This window comes from Embleya scabrispora DSM 41855 (assembly GCF_000372745.1).
GTDB classification, from domain to species: Bacteria; Actinomycetota; Actinomycetes; order Streptomycetales; family Streptomycetaceae; genus Embleya; species Embleya scabrispora.
Genome location: NZ_KB889696.1, coordinates 30,459 through 44,980 on the forward strand (window position 1 = coordinate 30,459; position 14,522 = coordinate 44,980).

A 14,522-nucleotide genomic window follows, 5' to 3' on the forward strand; every position below is an offset into this window, starting at 1 on the left:
CGCCGCCGCCGAACACTGATCGCACGCCGCCGGTCCTCGTCCCTCGAACGCTGTTCGTAGTTCGAACGGCGTTTACTCCACGAACATCGTTTTAGTCGCGAACACTGTTCGCGTCAAGTACAGTGTTCGTAAAGCCGGATGGTCGGCGAGGTCGATCGAGGAGGTGGCGCCGTGTCCGAGGTTCCCGAAGTACCCGTACCGCCGTGGCGCACGTCGCCCAAAAGTCGCTCTCCGCGCAAGCCGGCGCTGAGCCAGGAGGCGATCGTCACCGCCGCGCTGGAGATCATCGACGCGGAGGGGCTGGACGCGCTGAGCATGCGCCGGGTCGCCCAGCGCTTCGACACCGGAGCGGCCTCCTTGTACGCGTACGTCGCGAGCAAGGAAGAGCTCGTGGAACTGGTGGTCGACCGGGTCAACGGAGAAGTGCTGATCCCGACTGCGGATCCCGACCGCTGGCGCGAGCAACTGCGCGAGGCGATGTTCGCGATCCGCGACGTCTACGCCTCACACCGCGATCTCGGCCGCGCGCTGATCGGCGCGGTGCCGATCGGGCCGAACTCGCTGGACTCCACGGAGCGGCTGCTGGCGATCCTGCGCGCGGGCGGACTGTCCGCGAAGGTCAGCGCGTTCGCGGCCGATCTGCTGTCCATGTACACGGTGACGTCCGGCCTGGAAATGGGCGGCCAGAACACCATGCACGGGGCCACCGACGAAGAGCGCGGGGCCTACTACACCCGCGTGCACGACTACTTCGCCTCCTTGCCCGCCGCCCGCTTCCCGACCCTGACCTCGCTCGGCGACGCGCTCACCTCCGGAGACGGCGACGAGCGCTTCGCGTTCGGCATCGACGTGTTGTTGCTCGGCATGGTCGCGTACACCGACCGGGAGTCCTGACCGGGCGTCAGGAACCCGGCCAGGACCGGGATCACCGCGCAGATCGTGTACGCGGTGACATAGCCGCCCGGGCCGCCGATGATCACTCCGAACAGCGGTGGCCCGGCGGCGGCGGTCAGGTTCTGGCCGGTGTTCTGGATGCCCATCACCCGTCCCGCCCACGCGCTGCCCGCGAGTTCGGCGACTGCGGTGAACGCCAGTCCGTTCCAGCTCACCGTGGCCACCGAGGCGAGCAGCAGGAAGACGATGGCCACCGGCCCGCCGATCGCCGCGGTCAGCGCGAGCGCGCCGACCACCACGGCGTTGACCACGCACAGCGTGCGCATCGGCCGCAGCCGGGAGCCGACCAGGTCCGACCAGCGGCCGACCGCGATCCGGGTGCCCGCCGCGACCAGTTGCACAGCCGCGAGCAGCCGACCGGCCGCGGTCGCGGTCCACTCGTGCTCGGAGACCAGATAGTCCGCGGCGAAGGACACCACGACGAACTGGGACACCACCAGCAACGCGCTGGCCGCGTGTATTCGGTACAGGACGGGCGAATCGTAGGGAGAGGCGGGTCGGGCCGCGCCCAGCGGGCGCGCCGGTCGGGCCGGATCGCGAACGAGCACCGCGACCAGCGCCGCACCCACCACGCACAGCACGGCCGGGAAGACCAGCGCGGCCCGAAAGCCCGCGTGGGTGCCGATCGGCGGCAACACCAACGCGCCGGCCACCATGCCCAGCGGCTGAGCCATCTGCCGCATGCCCATCGCCAGCCCGCGCTGCTCGGGCGCGAACCAGCCCAGCACGACCCGCCCGCTGGCCGCGTTCACGGCCGCCGAGCACGCACCCGCGACCGCGAGCCAACCGCCCAGCCACACCACGCCGTTGCCCGCCAGGGCCACCGCGATCGCGCCGCCGGCCAACGCCAGGCCCACCGCCATCACCCGGCGCTCGCCCCAGCGATCCGCCGCCGCGCCCCACAACACCAGGGTCAGCAGCAGACCGAAGGTCGGACACGCCACGACGGTGCCGGCCTGCGCGAGCGACATGCCCTCGTCCGCGCGCAGCACCGGGACGAGATAGGCGAGGCCGTACAGGAACACGCAACTCGCCAGTTGTGCGCACATCCCGATGGCCAGCATCAGCCAGCGTCGGCTCTCCCCCATCGCGCCACCTCCACGTCAATATGTGTGCACATTACAAGCTTTCTCAGAGATTGAGACGAATATCTTGAATCATGAGACATGGCCCATGGAGCAGCATGGGAACAGGACCACCGCAACACGTTCCACCACTTTGGGGAGGCCACATGTTCGATGTCGAGGAGTACCGGGTCGGGCCGCGCAACGCGATCACCGACGTGGCCGGCCTGCGGGTCGGGCACGCCGCCTACACCGACGCCGGCGCGATGACCGGAACCACCGTGCTGCTCGGCCCGGTCGGCGGCTTCGTGGCCGGCGTGGACGTGCGCGGCGGCGCGCCGGGCACCCGCGAGTTGGACGCGCTCGACCCGCGCAACCTGGTGCCCCGGATCGAGGCGATCGTGCTCAGCGGGGGCAGCGCGTTCGGTCTGGACGCGGCGAGCGGCGTGGTGGCGTGGCTGGCCGAGCGGGGCCGGGGATTCCCGGTGGGCACGGAGCCGCATCAGGTGGTGCCGGTGGTGCCGGCCGCGTCGTTGTTCGACCTCGGGCGTGGCGGCGACTGGGCACGTCGGCCCGATGCGGCGTTGGGCCGGGCGGCGATCGCGGCGGCCGACGCCGAGCCGGAGCACGCGGCGGTGCCGCTGGGCAGCGTGGGGGCCGGCACCGGTGCGATGGTCGGCGGCCTGCGCGGCGGGGTGGGCACGGCGAGCGTGGTGTTGCCCGGCGGGGTCACCGTCGCGGCGCTCGCGGTGGTCAACGCGGCGGGGTCGGCGGTGGACCCGATCGGCGGACTGCCGTACGCGGCCGGCCTCGGGCTGCCCGCCGAGTTCCCGCTGACCGCTCCCGAACACGCCGAGCACGCCGCCGCGTTGACCCGCGCCGCGGCCTCGGCCGGGATGCCGCCCACGCTCAACACCACGATCGGGATCGTGGCCACCGACGCGGTGCTGACCAGGTCACAGGCGCAAAAGGTGGCGGGCGTCGCGCACGACGGGCTGGCCCGGGCGATCCGGCCGGTGCACACGCTCTACGACGGCGACACCATCTTCGCGGTGTCCACGGCCCGGGTACCGCTGCCCACACCCGATCCGGACACGCCCTACGGAGTGAACGCGGAGGCCGCCGCGCTGACCCTGATCCACGCGGCGGCGGCGGATGTATTCGCCCGGGCGGTACTGCATGGCGTGCTGGCCGCGAAGGGCGGCGGTGAAGTCCCGGCCTACCGAGATCTCTATCCGAATTCCAGCTCCGCATACGGGCACCGACGATCTTGATCGACGATTCCGAATTGGGAAACCCGCCGCAGAGGAGCCGGCGGGACTGCCCTATCATCGGCGATTCGACGATGACATTTCCCCGCTTCCCAGGGGGCCCGAACTAACGGGGCGGTTTGCCGGCATGGGACACGTAGATCATTTCGCTTACGGAGCCGTCACCCCGGGCATCGCCTACCTCATGTCATGCGTCGGATCGGCTCTCGGGCTGCTCTGCACGACACGGGCGCGGGCGGTACGCGGTTGGGTGCGAGCGCGCTGGTTGGTTTTGGGGGCGGCCTCGATCGGCGGCACCGGAATCTGGGTCATGCATTTCATCGGCATGCTCGGATTCTCGGTGCGCGAGTCCCCGATTCGATACGACGTGGCCAAGACGATGACCTCGCTGGTGCTCGCGGTGGTGGTGGTCGGCATCGGTATGGCAGTCGCCGGTCGGCACAACGCGGGCACGGTGGGGCTGGTACTCGGCGGGGTGATCACCGGCGGCGGCGTGGCGATCATGCACTACATGGGCATGGCCGCGATGAGCCTGGACGGCTCGGTCGAATACGACTCGTTCCGCGTCGGCCTGTCGATCCTGATCGCGGTGGTCGCGGCCACCGCGGCACTGTGGGCCGCACTCAATGTGAGTGGGCTCGCGGCGACCGCGGGCGCCGCGTTGATCATGGGCCTGGCGGTCAGCGGAATGCACTACACGGGAATGTCCGCAATGCGTGTGCGCACCGAGGGTCGACACGGGATGGTGCACGGCGCGGAGGCGTCCCAATTCCTCGCGCCGTTGATCACCGGCATCAGCCTTTTCACGGTGATCACACTGTTCATCGTCGCCCTGTCGCCATCCGCCGACGAGATCAAGGAAGAGGACGAACTCAACGCCCGATTGGCCCGGCTGGAAGACAACCGAATCGGCTCACCCCCGGCCGGAAACCGGCCCGGCCCGCGCACATCCCACCGCCGCGGAACACAAACCGACCCCCACGATTACTTCCACTCGGGCCGCTGATCCGGAATCGAGAATTCCGAATTCTTGTCGGCGAGGCCCCGCGACGCGCGAGGGGCCGGCGGGGCACTTGGCCCCGCCGGCCCCATGCCGTCGGCCCCATCACGCCGACCCGGCCCCATCACGCCGGACCCGACCCGGCTCGCTACTGCGTCGGTTCCAGTACCGGACCCAGGGGGGTGATCGCGTCGAAGGGGCGCTCACGGCGCTCACGGCGTCTGGCGGCGAGCCTTTCGCGCAGCCCCATGCGGGGTTCCTTGTCTTCCTGTGCCTGCTTTCGGGCGGAGCCCACGTTGGCGCGGGCCTGGTCCTCTCGGTCGTGGTCGCCGAGCGCGGCGAACAGGGTCGCGGCCTGCTCGTGCGCGAGGGCGGCCTCGTCGAACCTGCGCAACTGCTGGAGTGCGGCTCCGAGGCTGTTCAGCGCCTGGCCCTCGCGGTGCTGGTCGCCGAACTTGGCGAACAGGTTCGCGGCCTGCTCGTGCGCGGTGGCGGCCTCCTCGAACTTGCGCACCTGGTGGAGTGCGGCCCCGAGGTAGTCCAGGGCCTGGCCCTGGCGGTGGAGGTCGTCGAGTTCGGTGAACAGCGTGGCGGCCTGCCGGTGGACCTCGATCGCCTCGACGAACCGGCGCATCTCCCGAAGGCCGATGCCGAAGTTGTTCAGGGCCTGCCCCTCGCGGTGGTGGTCGTCCAGATCCGCGAACAGCGCGGCGGCTTGGCGGTGGACCTCGATCGCCTCGATGAAGCGGCGCATCTCCTGGAGGGCGATGCCGAAGTTGTTCAGGGCCTGCGCCTCGCGGTGGTGGTCGTCCAGATCCGCGAACAGGACGGCGGCCTCGCGATGGGCCTCGTTCGCCTCCTCGTACCGGCGCACCTCCTGGAGCGCGGTGCCGAGGTTGTTGAGGACTTGGGCCTCGCGGTGACGGTCGTCGAGTTCCGCGAACAGCGCGGCGGCTTGGCGGTGGGCATCGATCGCTTCGTCGAAGCGCCGCACCTGCTGGAGCGCGGTGCCGAGATTGCCCAGCGCCTGACCCTCGCCGTGCTGGTCTCCCTGCTCGCGGGACAGCGCGAGGTCTTCCTGGTGGGCCTTGATCGCTTCGTCGAAGCGCCGCACCTGCTGGAGGGCGGTACCGAGGTTGTTCAACGCCCGACCCTCGCCGTTGCGGTCGCCGAGTTCGCGGCAGATGACGAGGTCTTGCTGGTGGCTCATGATCTCTCCCGACGCGTCGCGGACTTCCGCCCCGACCGCCGCTCCGCCCTTGGAGGAGAAACGGCGCGGCCCGGCGGTACATCCCTTCACATGGACACTTTCAGTAACACGCGTCTCATCGAGAGCGGCAACCGCACGCATGTCGGGACGGCCAACCGGGTGGCGCATTAGGCCGCATGGACGGCGCGGCGAACGGATCGACCCGTCACGACGGACACCGCCGCCCCTACGCCCGGGACGCTTGATTGCGTCAATGATTTGCCGCAGACTCGCACGACGTCTCAACCAGCGCCAACGCGTCGGCGCACCGTCGGCGCGTGGTCAGGAGGAATCCGATGCCGATCCCCGTGCCCCTGGACGAATACCCGGTCCACCAGGTCCCGCTGTTCCACAGCGAAGTCGGCTCGACCGACCGGAACTTCTACGACCGCTGCATCATGCACGCCTACGACCGCGCGGGCGGCGTCCAGATCGCGACCGGCCTCGGCGTCTACCCCAACCTGGGGGTGATCGACGCGTACGTGGTGATCCGCAAGGACGGCCGTCAGCACGCGGTGCGGATGTCGGGCGCGCTCGGCCCGGACCGGCTCAGGCAGGAGGTGGGGCCGTACCGGATCGAGGTGCTGGAGCCGCTGGCCAGTGTGCGTGTGGTGTGCGACGCGCCGGATCAGGGCATCTCGATCGACCTCACCTTCACCTCGCCGTTCGCGCCGCTGCCGGAACCTCGACACGTGCAGCGCAGCGACTTCAAGCCGCTCCTGGACGCGTCGCGCTTCGTGCAGATCGGCGACTGGACCGGCACGGTGACCCTGGACGGCGAGGAGATCGCCGTCACGCCGCAGACCTGGTCCGGCTCGCGCGACCGCTCCTGGGGCATCCGCCCGTCGGGCGAGGCGCCGCCGGCCGGGCGCCCCGCGCAGACCGCCGGGTTCTGGTGGAACTGGATCCCCATCCACCTCGGCGATCAGGCGCTGATGATCATCGCCCAGGAGTCGGCCGAGGGGCATCGTTTCCTGACCGAGGCGATCCGGGTCTTCCCGCTCGACACCGGCAAGGCGCCCGAGCAACTCGGCTGGCCCGAGTTCGACGTGCGCTACACGTCCGGCACTCGGCTGCCCGAGGGCGCGGCGATCCATTTGACCGACCGCAAGCGCAATGCGCTCACGCTGCACCTGGACAACCACGGGTACATCGCGCTCAACGTGGGCGCGGGCTACGGCGGCGACCCGGACTGGGGCCACGGCCAGTGGAAGGGCGAGGACTACCTCGACGGCGCGGTGTACGAGCAGAAGGACCCCGAGGTGGCCAAGCGCATCCCGTTCAGCGTGATCGACCACGTCGCGACCGCCCGACTCACCGGTCCCGACGGCGCACTGCTCGCCGAAGGCGTGGGCATCTTCGAACACGGCACGTTCGGCCGACACGACCCGTCGGGCTTCACCGGGTGGGACTCGGTCGCCCCGTAGCGCCCACCGGGAGCGAAGCCGGCGGATTTTACCGGGCATTCGTCGCCGACACTCCGAAAACGCATAAGTTGCTGAAATACCGGGACAGTTCGCGGTATCCATAGGCGCGGGACCGGTGTCACTCCTCCCGTGACCCGCCGACCGCCGGGCCGTGCACGCGAGTCCTCCCGCGCGCCCGGCCCGGCAGGTCTCGGCCGGATGCGGTCCGGTGGGCTCAGTCCTCGGCCAGGAACGCGCTCAGCCGCTCCGTGGTCTCGATCCACTCCTCGACCAGGGACAGGACGACCTCCTGGGTCGGCCGGACCTTGTCGAGCATGCCCACGACCTGGCCCACCGGCCAGCCGTTGAGCTCCTTGTTCCTGGTCCGGGTGAAGCGCCGGGACGCCGCGTTGAAGATGATGCCCTGGAGCGGCATCGGCAGCGGATCGGGATTGGCCGGATCCTCCCACGCGTCCGTCCATCCGGACCTGAGCTGGCGGGCCGGCTTGCCGGTCATCGCCCGCGAGCGCACCGTGTCGGTGGACTTGGCCTCCAACAGGTTCTGCACCGACACCTCGTGGGTGTCCGCCTCGGCGACGGTCAGCCACAGGCTGCCGGTCCACACCCCCTGGGCGCCGAGCGCAAGCGCCGCGGCCATCTGCCGACCGCCGCCGATGCCGCCGGCCGCGAGCACCGGGATGTCCGGCCCCACCGTGTCCACGACCTGCGGGATGAGCACCATCGTGGAGATCTCGCCGCAGTGCCCGCCGGCCTCGGTGCCCTGCGCGACCACCACGTCCACGCCCGCCTCGACCTGCTTCTGCGCGTGCCGCGGGCTGCCGCACAGCGCCCCGACCAGGACACCCGCGTCGTGGCACGCGTCGATGATGTCGGCCGGCGGCGGGCCGAGCGCGTTGACGAACATCTTGACCAGCGGGTGCTTGAGCGAGACCTGGATCTGCGCGCGCGACTCCAGGTCCACGTTCAGCCCGGCGGCCTTGACCGGCCTGTCCGCCAGCTCGGCGGGCAGCGGCGGAATCCCGTGGCTGTCCAGGAGTTCGTCGACGAACTTCCAGTGCTCCTCCGGGATCAGCTTCTCCAGGTTGCTCGGCAGCGCGGCCTCGCCACCGCCCTTGCCGATGTACGCCATCGGGATCGCCAGGTCGACGCCGTACGGCTTGCCGTCGGTGTGCTCGTCGAGCCAGGCGAGCTCGACCTCCAACTGCTCGGGGTCGAACGCGAGCGCACCGAGCACGCCGAAGCCGCCGGCTCGGCTGACCGCCGCGACCACGTCGCGGCAGTGGGAGAACGCGAAGATCGGGAAGTCGATCCCGAGCTTCACGCAGATGGGGGGCTTCATCGCCAGAACCTCCGGTCACCGGGTGAAGGCCCCAGAATAGGAAGGCTCCTTGACCAAATCAAGGTCAAGGAGCCTTACCATTTTGCGGGATGCGGAACCGAGCGGCTATGCGCGGCTACGCATGGTCACCGGCGGCTACGGCTTGTCCGCGCCCACCGCCCACATCGCGAAGTACTGGGCCGCCGCGCCGTACGCCTGAGCCAGCGCGACCTTCGCACCGTCCACCTGGTGCTCCCCGGCCGCGCCCCGAACCTGGAGCGCCGCCTCCAGGAAGCGCAGCATGCCGGAGGCGCCGATCGGGTTGGAGGACAACACGCCGCCCGACGGGTTCACCGGGAAGTCACCGTCGAACGCGGTCTCGCCGCGGTCGACCATCTTCCAGCCCTCGCCCACGGGCGCGATGTCGTGGCCCTCCAGCCACATCGGCTCGTACCAGGAGAACGGCACGTACAACTCGGCCACGTCGATCTGCCGCCGCGGGTCGGTGATCCCGGCCTGCCTGTACACATCCCACGCGCAGTCGATGCCGGCCTGGGGGCGGATCGGGTCGCGGCCGTTGAACGACGACGGTTCGGAGCGCATCGAGGTGCCCAGGATCCAGGCCGGGGCCCGGCCGTCGGCCGCCGCCGCGTCGCCGCCCGCCTCGTCGGTCAGCACGATCGCGCCGGCGCCGTCCGAGGACGGGCACGACTCCAGGAAGTGCAGCGGGTCCCACATCATCGGCGACTCGCGGACCTTGTCGATCGAGATGTCCTTGAGCTGCAGGTGCGCGTACTGGTTGCGCAGCGCGTTCTGCCGGTCCTTGACCGCCACCTGCCAGCCGATGTGCTCGGGCGCCCCGGACTTTTGGATGTACGCCCGAATCCACGGCGCGAACGCGCCGCCCGCGCCGATCGACCCGGACTTGCCGCCGCCGAGCCCGAATTGCGCGTTCCCCTCGGACTGCTTCTCCCACGCGACGGCCAACACGCGCTTGTGTACCCGGCTGCTGATCAGGTGTGAGGCGACGATCGCCGTGGACCCGCCCACGCTGCCCGCGGTGTGCACGCGAAACACCGGCTTGCCGGCCCCGCCGAGTGCGTCCGAGAGGTAGAGCTCGGGCTTCATCACGCCCTCGAAGATGTCGGGCGCCTTCCCGATCACCACCGCGTCGATGTCGCTCCAGGTCATCCGCGCGTCGTCCAACGCGCGCTGGGCGGCCTCGCGGACCAGGCCCGCGATCGACAGGTCGTCGCGCCGCTTCTTGTGCTTGGTCTGGCCGATGCCGACGACGGCAACGCGCTCATGGGTCATCGGTTGTCACCTTTCGCGGCGGGGTCACCCTCGGCTCCGGTGTCACCTTCCAGGACACAGACGAGGTTCTGCTGGAGTGCCGGGCCCGACGTGGCGTGCCCGAGCGTGCGCGAGCGCCCGTTGATCAGGATCTGGTCGGCCGCGGCGGCGATCCGCACCAGGCCGGTGGCCATCAGCGGGTTGCCGGTGAGCGCGCCGCCGGACGGGTTGATCACCACGTCCTCGGCCAGGCCCAGCGACTGCCGCAGGATCACCTCCTGCGCGGTGAACGGCGCCATCAGCTCGGCCACCTCGACGCCGGCCACACCGCCCGCCCGCTGCCCGGCGATCCGGGTCGAGGCGGAGTCGGTCAGGTCGCGCAGCGCCGGGTTGTGCACCTCGCTGCGGTGGTCGAGGCCGGTGATCCAGGCCGGGCGCTCGGTCAGTTCGGCGGCACGCGGGCCGCGCACGAGCACGACCGCGCAGGCGCCGTCCGAGATCGGCGGCAGGTCGCTCTTGCGCAGCGGATTGCGCAGGTAGCCCTCGGCGAGCAGCTTGTCCACGTCCTGCTCGGCGCCCCGCACCTGCTGGTTGGGGTTGCCCGCCGCGTCGCGGCGCGAGCGCGCGGCGATCTCGGCGAGTTCGCGTTCGGTGGTCTTGCCGGACTCGATCAACTGCCGGGCCTGGAGCGCGGCGAGCGAGACCGGGTCCAGGCCGAGCGGCGCGAGGTAGTACGGGTCGAGTTCGAGCGGGTACATCGCGGCCGGGTCGCCGGTGGAGGACTTGCCCGAGCCCATCGCGACCGCGATGTCGATGTCGCCGTGCTTGAGGCGCACCCACGCCTCGTACATCGCCCACGCGCCGTCCATCTCGACGTGCGACTCGTGGATCGGCGGCCACGCGCCCATCGCGTCCAGGTTGGGCACGAACGAGAACGTGCCACCGGAGATGTAGTCGCACGACCCCTGGCAGCTGAACCCGATGTCGGAGCGCTTGAGCCCGACCTTGTCCAGGGCCTCGTCGACGACCATCAGCAGCATCTCGGTCTCGGTGAGCTCCTGTCGGCGCACCGCCGGGAGCTGCGCGGTCGCGACGATCGCGATGTCGCTGTCCTGCCGCACTGCCGTCTCCCTTGTCTCGCCCGCGTTTTGACGCGCCGTCATCAGAACACCCGGTTCATGTACTGCTCGGCGGGCTCGTCCGGCTCACCGGTGTGCCGCCAGCCCTTGATGAAGCCCGCGACCGTGCCCCAGCCCTTGCTGGTGATCTCCGCCGCGTCCCGCTCGGCGTCGGGCATCCACTCCGCCCGCACCCGCATGCCCACCCGGATCTCGGACACCGGGATGTCCAGGATCTGCTGCTGCGCGATCACCATCTCGTCGCCTTCGAGCACGACGGAGGCACGCGCGAACGGCTCGGTCTCCTTCTGGCCGGGATACGGCGTCGGCGTGATGATCGTGTAGTTGGAGACCACACCGCGGTCGGGCAGCACCTCGTCCAGCTCGGGTCCGAGCAGGATGGCGTCCACCGAGCAGTAACCGCGGCCCAGGAAGACCCGGTTGCACTGCGGGCAGCGCTGCCCGGTCAGTCGGCCGGCCCGCAGGTTGTTCGCGTAGCGGACGAGCGTGGGCGAGAGCACGTCGGTGTAGGTGATCTTGGAGAAGTACTCCATGGTCGTGACGTCCTGCGCCTCGCCGGGCTCGCCCTCGGGGCTGTCGGCGTGCTCGCCGGGGACGAAGCAGACGATGTCGTCGATCCGGCCGACCGGCTCGTCGCGCCAGCGCGGGGCGACGCGCATGCCGGTGTGCACCGCGTCCTCGCTGCCCGCGTCGAGCACGTGCACGAGGTCGGTGTCGGCGCCGTCCAGGCGTACCAGGACGAAGGCGAACGGCCGGTCCAGCGGGTGCGATTCGATCGGCTCGGCGACCCACGTCCAGGACCGGACGGTGCCCGCCGGACCCACCTCGACGAAGTCGTGCGCGAGCTCGTTCCCGGTCTCCGGGTCGTACTCCATGGGCGGCACGATCACCCGCTCACCGGACCGGATCCCGACGATCCGACGGGCGGTCAGCTCCGAGAAGAAGCGACCCATGACCGGTCCGAGTGTGCGCTTGTAAGGGAACTGGATAGTACTGACGGTCTGTGTCGACACGGTCATCCTCTCGGCCTGGGAACGAGGTCGGCCACCGGCCGAACGATAGGTAAGGTTCCTTGACGAGGTCAATGGATGGCGAAAACATGTTCTCGCATGTCGTATGTCGATGCCTTCGGTACTCGGCATGCGCCACGGTCCACCACGATCGGCCACCATCCGCCATCTCCGAGGGGAAGCCGCAGATGTCGTACGACCTGCCCGCCGCGCTGCACCGCCCGGTATTCGTCCCCGATCTGCTCCTGCACGCACTGACCAGGCACGCCGACAAGCCCGCGATGTACATCGGCGACCGCGTCTTGACGGCCGGTCGGGTGCGCGACGAGATCAGCCGATACCAACAGGCGTACGCGTCGCTGGGTGTGGTCAAGGGCACCATGGTCTCGGTGCTGTCCGCGAACCGGCCCGAGGTGTTGTTCGCGACCGGCTGCAACATGCTGACCGGCTGTCGCGCGACGCCGCTGCATCCGATGGGCTCGCTGGAGGATCACGCGTACGTACTGGCCGACGCCGGCGTCGAGGCGCTGATCTACGACCCGGGGCCGTACGGCGAGCGGGCCGCGGCGCTCAAGGAGCGGCTGCCGCACCTGAAGTTGCTGGCGTTCGGACCGGATTCGGGTGACCTGGGCACGGATCTGCTCGCGCTGGCCGCGAAGTTCGAGCCGGGGGTGCTCACGCCGCCGGAGGTGAGCGCCGAGGACGTCTCGGGCTACGCGTACACCGGCGGGACCACCGGTCGGCCCAAGGGCGTGATGTCCACCTACCGCTCCGGAGTGACCCTGCCGACCGTGCAACTCGCCGAGTGGGACTGGCCGGACGAGGTGCGCTTCCTGGTGGCGACGCCGCTGTCGCACGCGGGCATGTCGGCGTTCATCCCCACGCTGCTGCGTGGCGGTTCGATCGTGGTGCTGCCGCACTTCGATCCGAAGCAGGTGCTCGCGGCGATCGAGAAGTATCGGATCACCGCGACGATGCTGGTGCCGACGATGTTGTACGTGCTCCTGGATCACCCCGACCTGGACAAGTACGACCTGTCCAGCCTGGAGACCGTGTTCTACGGTGCCTCCGCGATGTCGCCGGCGCGGTTGAAGGAGGGCATCGAGCGGCTGGGGCCGATCTTCTTCCAGTACTACGGCCAGGCCGAGTGCCCGATGACGATCACGGTCATGCGCCGGGACGAGCACGACCCGAACGACCCGGCGCGGCTTGCCTCGTGCGGTCGGCCGGTGCCGTTCCTGACGGTGAAGCTGCTCGACGAGGACCTGAACGAGGTGCCCCAGGGCGAGCCGGGCGAGATCTGCGTACGCGGTCCGCTGGTGATGGCCGGCTACCTCAACAAGCCCGAGCAGACCGAAGAGGCGTTGCGTGGTGGGTGGTTGCACACCGGCGACATCGCCCGGGCGGACCCGGACGGGTTCCTGACCATCGTGGACCGCAAAAAGGACATGATCATCACCGGCGGCTTCAACGTCTTCCCGCGTGAGGTGGAGGACGTGATCTCGGCCCATCCGGCGGTGGCCGCGGTCGCGGTGGTCGGGGTGCCGGACGACAAGTGGGGCGAGGCGGTCAAGGCGGTCGTGGTGCTGAGGCCCGGACACGAGGTGGATCCGGCCGAGCTGATCGCGCTGGTGAAGGAGCGCAAGGGCGCGGTACAGGCGCCCAAGTCGATCGACTTCGCCGACACGATTCCGCTGTCGCCGCTGGGCAAGCCGGACAAGAAGACGCTGCGGGCGCGGTATTGGGGCGAGGGTGGGCGGCAGGTGAACTGAGGGGCGGAGCTGCGGCTCCCGGTCGGCGGCCCCGGTCGGCGGCTCGTGCCTGCGGGTGGCGCACGGCGTACGGCGCACCGCGCGCGCGTCGCGGTGGTCGGCCCGTGTCCGGGGCGGCGGCCGGGCTGTCGCCGGCTGGGAGCTTTTCCCCATGTCGCGGTTGTGGTGCGGGGATGCCGCGGAGGGTCAGCTCGCGAGTTCGGTGAGGGCGGCCTCCCAGGTGCGGGTGCCGACGGTGGCGCCTTCCAGGGTCAGGTTCTCGCCGGCGCGGTAGGCGCGGCCGGCCTTTCCCGGGAAGCGGACCGGCAGCTTCGGGCGACGCTTGCCGTTGGCCGTGAGGTAGCTGCCGATCGCCTCGCCCATCGTGTAGACCTTCGGCCCCGCCAGGTCCGGCACCAGGCCGGCCGGCTCGCCGAGAGTCAACTCGACCATGCGCTCGGCCACATCGCGCACGTCCACCGGCTGGAGGCGGACCCCGCCGGGGACCGGGACGACGGGCAGCTTCGTCATCTTGCCCATCACGGTCAGCATCAGCTGGTGGAACTGGGCGGCGCGCAGCGTGGTCCACGGCAGGCCCGACTCGGCCACCGCCTGCTCGGCGCCCAGCTTGGCCTTGAAGTAGCCCAGCGGGACGCGGTCGGCGCCGATCACCGAGATGTAGACCAGGTGCCGTACGTCGGCGTCCTTCGCGGCCCGGACCAGGTTGCGGGTGGCCTCGTCGTCGCCCTTGGGGCCGCCCGCCAGGTGCAGGATGGTGTCCACCCCGGCGACGGCGGCTTCGACACCCTCGTTCTTGAGCAGGTCGGCGGTCACGTACTCGACGCCTTCCTGGGCGGCGCCCCCGGTGCGGCTGAGTACCCGAACGTTGTTGCCCGCGTCGCGCAGCATCGGGACGACCAAGCGGCCCAGCGTGCCCGTACCACCGGTGACCAGGATCGACTTCGTCATGACTTGCTCCCGTTGTTCGGACCGGGTCTTCGTTTCGGTTCCCGGTCTCTTCGTCGGGGCCCTTGGTGGGCTCCTGC

The 14,522-nt window shown here is 70.2% G+C and carries 11 protein-coding genes and 1 pseudogene; 5 read left to right on the forward strand and 7 right to left on the reverse strand.

Annotated features, from left to right (window positions below):
- Positions 1-138 precede the first annotated feature (138 nt).
- Positions 139-813 (forward strand): annotated as a pseudogene (locus A3IC_RS65725) (TetR/AcrR family transcriptional regulator); the annotation flags it as partial.
- Here the strand turns inward: A3IC_RS65725 and A3IC_RS70310 are convergent.
- Positions 747-2,042 carry an MFS transporter gene (locus tag A3IC_RS70310; RefSeq protein WP_020555136.1) on the reverse strand — a complete coding sequence of 432 codons (1,296 nt, stop codon included), beginning with the start codon at positions 2,040-2,042 and terminating at the stop codon, positions 747-749. The pseudogene A3IC_RS65725 and the gene A3IC_RS70310 sit on opposite strands and share 67 nt — an antisense overlap.
- 143 nt (positions 2,043-2,185) lie before the next feature.
- Between A3IC_RS70310 and A3IC_RS0137065 the strand changes: the two genes are divergently transcribed.
- On the forward strand, positions 2,186-3,292 hold the full coding sequence (locus A3IC_RS0137065; RefSeq protein WP_020555137.1) for a P1 family peptidase: 1,107 nt from the start codon (positions 2,186-2,188) through the stop codon (positions 3,290-3,292).
- A gap of 124 nt (positions 3,293-3,416) precedes the next feature.
- Positions 3,417-4,295 carry an MHYT domain-containing protein gene (locus A3IC_RS58710; RefSeq protein WP_086018520.1) on the forward strand — a complete coding sequence of 293 codons (879 nt, stop codon included), beginning with the start codon at positions 3,417-3,419 and terminating at the stop codon, positions 4,293-4,295.
- 142 nt (positions 4,296-4,437) lie between these two features.
- Here the strand turns inward: A3IC_RS58710 and A3IC_RS58715 are convergent, their stop codons facing one another.
- Positions 4,438-5,499: a tetratricopeptide repeat protein gene (locus A3IC_RS58715; protein ID WP_158696235.1), complete on the reverse strand. Its 1,062-nt coding sequence runs from the start codon at positions 5,497-5,499 to the stop codon at positions 4,438-4,440.
- Between the two features lie 335 nt (positions 5,500-5,834).
- On the opposite strand from A3IC_RS58715, the gene A3IC_RS0137080 reads away from it, so the two are divergent.
- Positions 5,835-6,965 (forward strand): Rv3169 family protein, encoded by a 1,131-nt coding sequence (locus A3IC_RS0137080; protein WP_020555140.1) that lies wholly within the window; start codon positions 5,835-5,837, stop codon positions 6,963-6,965.
- A 214-nt stretch (positions 6,966-7,179) separates the two neighbouring features.
- On the opposite strand, the gene A3IC_RS0137085 is transcribed toward A3IC_RS0137080, so the two are convergent.
- The 4 genes from A3IC_RS0137085 to A3IC_RS0137100 all read right to left on the reverse strand — a co-directional run bounded on the left by A3IC_RS0137085 (position 7,180) and on the right by A3IC_RS0137100 (position 11,668).
- Complete coding sequence (locus A3IC_RS0137085) at positions 7,180-8,304, reverse strand: NAD(P)H-dependent flavin oxidoreductase (protein ID WP_026219174.1); 1,125 nt, start codon at positions 8,302-8,304, stop codon at positions 7,180-7,182.
- 135 nt (positions 8,305-8,439) lie between these two features.
- Positions 8,440-9,597, reverse strand: coding sequence for a thiolase domain-containing protein (locus A3IC_RS0137090; RefSeq protein ID WP_020555142.1), 1,158 nt, complete (start codon positions 9,595-9,597; stop codon positions 8,440-8,442).
- Complete coding sequence (locus A3IC_RS0137095) at positions 9,594-10,739, reverse strand: lipid-transfer protein (protein ID WP_052173980.1); 1,146 nt, start codon at positions 10,737-10,739, stop codon at positions 9,594-9,596. The genes A3IC_RS0137090 and A3IC_RS0137095 overlap by 4 nt, the downstream gene beginning before the upstream one ends.
- Entirely contained in the window at positions 10,739-11,668 is a 930-nt protein-coding gene (locus A3IC_RS0137100) for a Zn-ribbon domain-containing OB-fold protein (RefSeq protein WP_205353580.1), read from the reverse strand. Before A3IC_RS0137100 ends, A3IC_RS0137095 begins: the two co-directional genes overlap by 1 nt.
- Positions 11,669-11,913: 245 nt before the next feature.
- Here A3IC_RS0137100 and A3IC_RS0137105 point away from each other — a divergent pair, with 245 nt between their 5' ends.
- Positions 11,914-13,497, forward strand: coding sequence for an AMP-binding protein (locus tag A3IC_RS0137105; protein WP_020555145.1), 1,584 nt, complete (start codon positions 11,914-11,916; stop codon positions 13,495-13,497).
- 186 nt (positions 13,498-13,683) lie between these two features.
- On the opposite strand, the gene A3IC_RS0137110 is transcribed toward A3IC_RS0137105, so the two are convergent.
- On the reverse strand, positions 13,684-14,445 hold the full coding sequence (locus A3IC_RS0137110) for an SDR family oxidoreductase (RefSeq protein WP_020555146.1): 762 nt from the start codon (positions 14,443-14,445) through the stop codon (positions 13,684-13,686).
- Between the last annotated feature and the right edge of the window lie 77 nt (positions 14,446-14,522).

What these genes read in the sequence shown, in the direction of transcription:
- A3IC_RS0137085 (WP_026219174.1), bottom strand. Translation starts at nt 8,304, where the DNA reads ATGAAGCCCCCCATCTGCGTGAAGCTCGGGATCGACTTCCCGATCTTC.
- A3IC_RS0137110 (WP_020555146.1), bottom strand. Translation starts at nt 14,445, where the DNA reads ATGACGAAGTCGATCCTGGTCACCGGTGGTACGGGCACGCTGGGCCGC.
- A3IC_RS0137105 (WP_020555145.1), top strand. Translation starts at nt 11,914, where the DNA reads ATGTCGTACGACCTGCCCGCCGCGCTGCACCGCCCGGTATTCGTCCCC.
- A3IC_RS0137065 (WP_020555137.1), top strand. Translation starts at nt 2,186, where the DNA reads ATGTTCGATGTCGAGGAGTACCGGGTCGGGCCGCGCAACGCGATCACC.
- A3IC_RS0137100 (WP_205353580.1), bottom strand. Translation starts at nt 11,668, where the DNA reads ATGGGTCGCTTCTTCTCGGAGCTGACCGCCCGTCGGATCGTCGGGATC.
- A3IC_RS0137095 (WP_052173980.1), bottom strand. Translation starts at nt 10,739, where the DNA reads ATGACGGCGCGTCAAAACGCGGGCGAGACAAGGGAGACGGCAGTGCGG.
- A3IC_RS0137090 (WP_020555142.1), bottom strand. Translation starts at nt 9,597, where the DNA reads ATGACCCATGAGCGCGTTGCCGTCGTCGGCATCGGCCAGACCAAGCAC.
- A3IC_RS0137080 (WP_020555140.1), top strand. Translation starts at nt 5,835, where the DNA reads ATGCCGATCCCCGTGCCCCTGGACGAATACCCGGTCCACCAGGTCCCG.
- A3IC_RS70310 (WP_020555136.1), bottom strand. Translation starts at nt 2,042, where the DNA reads ATGGGGGAGAGCCGACGCTGGCTGATGCTGGCCATCGGGATGTGCGCA.
- A3IC_RS58715 (WP_158696235.1), bottom strand. Translation starts at nt 5,499, where the DNA reads ATGAGCCACCAGCAAGACCTCGTCATCTGCCGCGAACTCGGCGACCGC.
- A3IC_RS58710 (WP_086018520.1), top strand. Translation starts at nt 3,417, where the DNA reads ATGGGACACGTAGATCATTTCGCTTACGGAGCCGTCACCCCGGGCATC.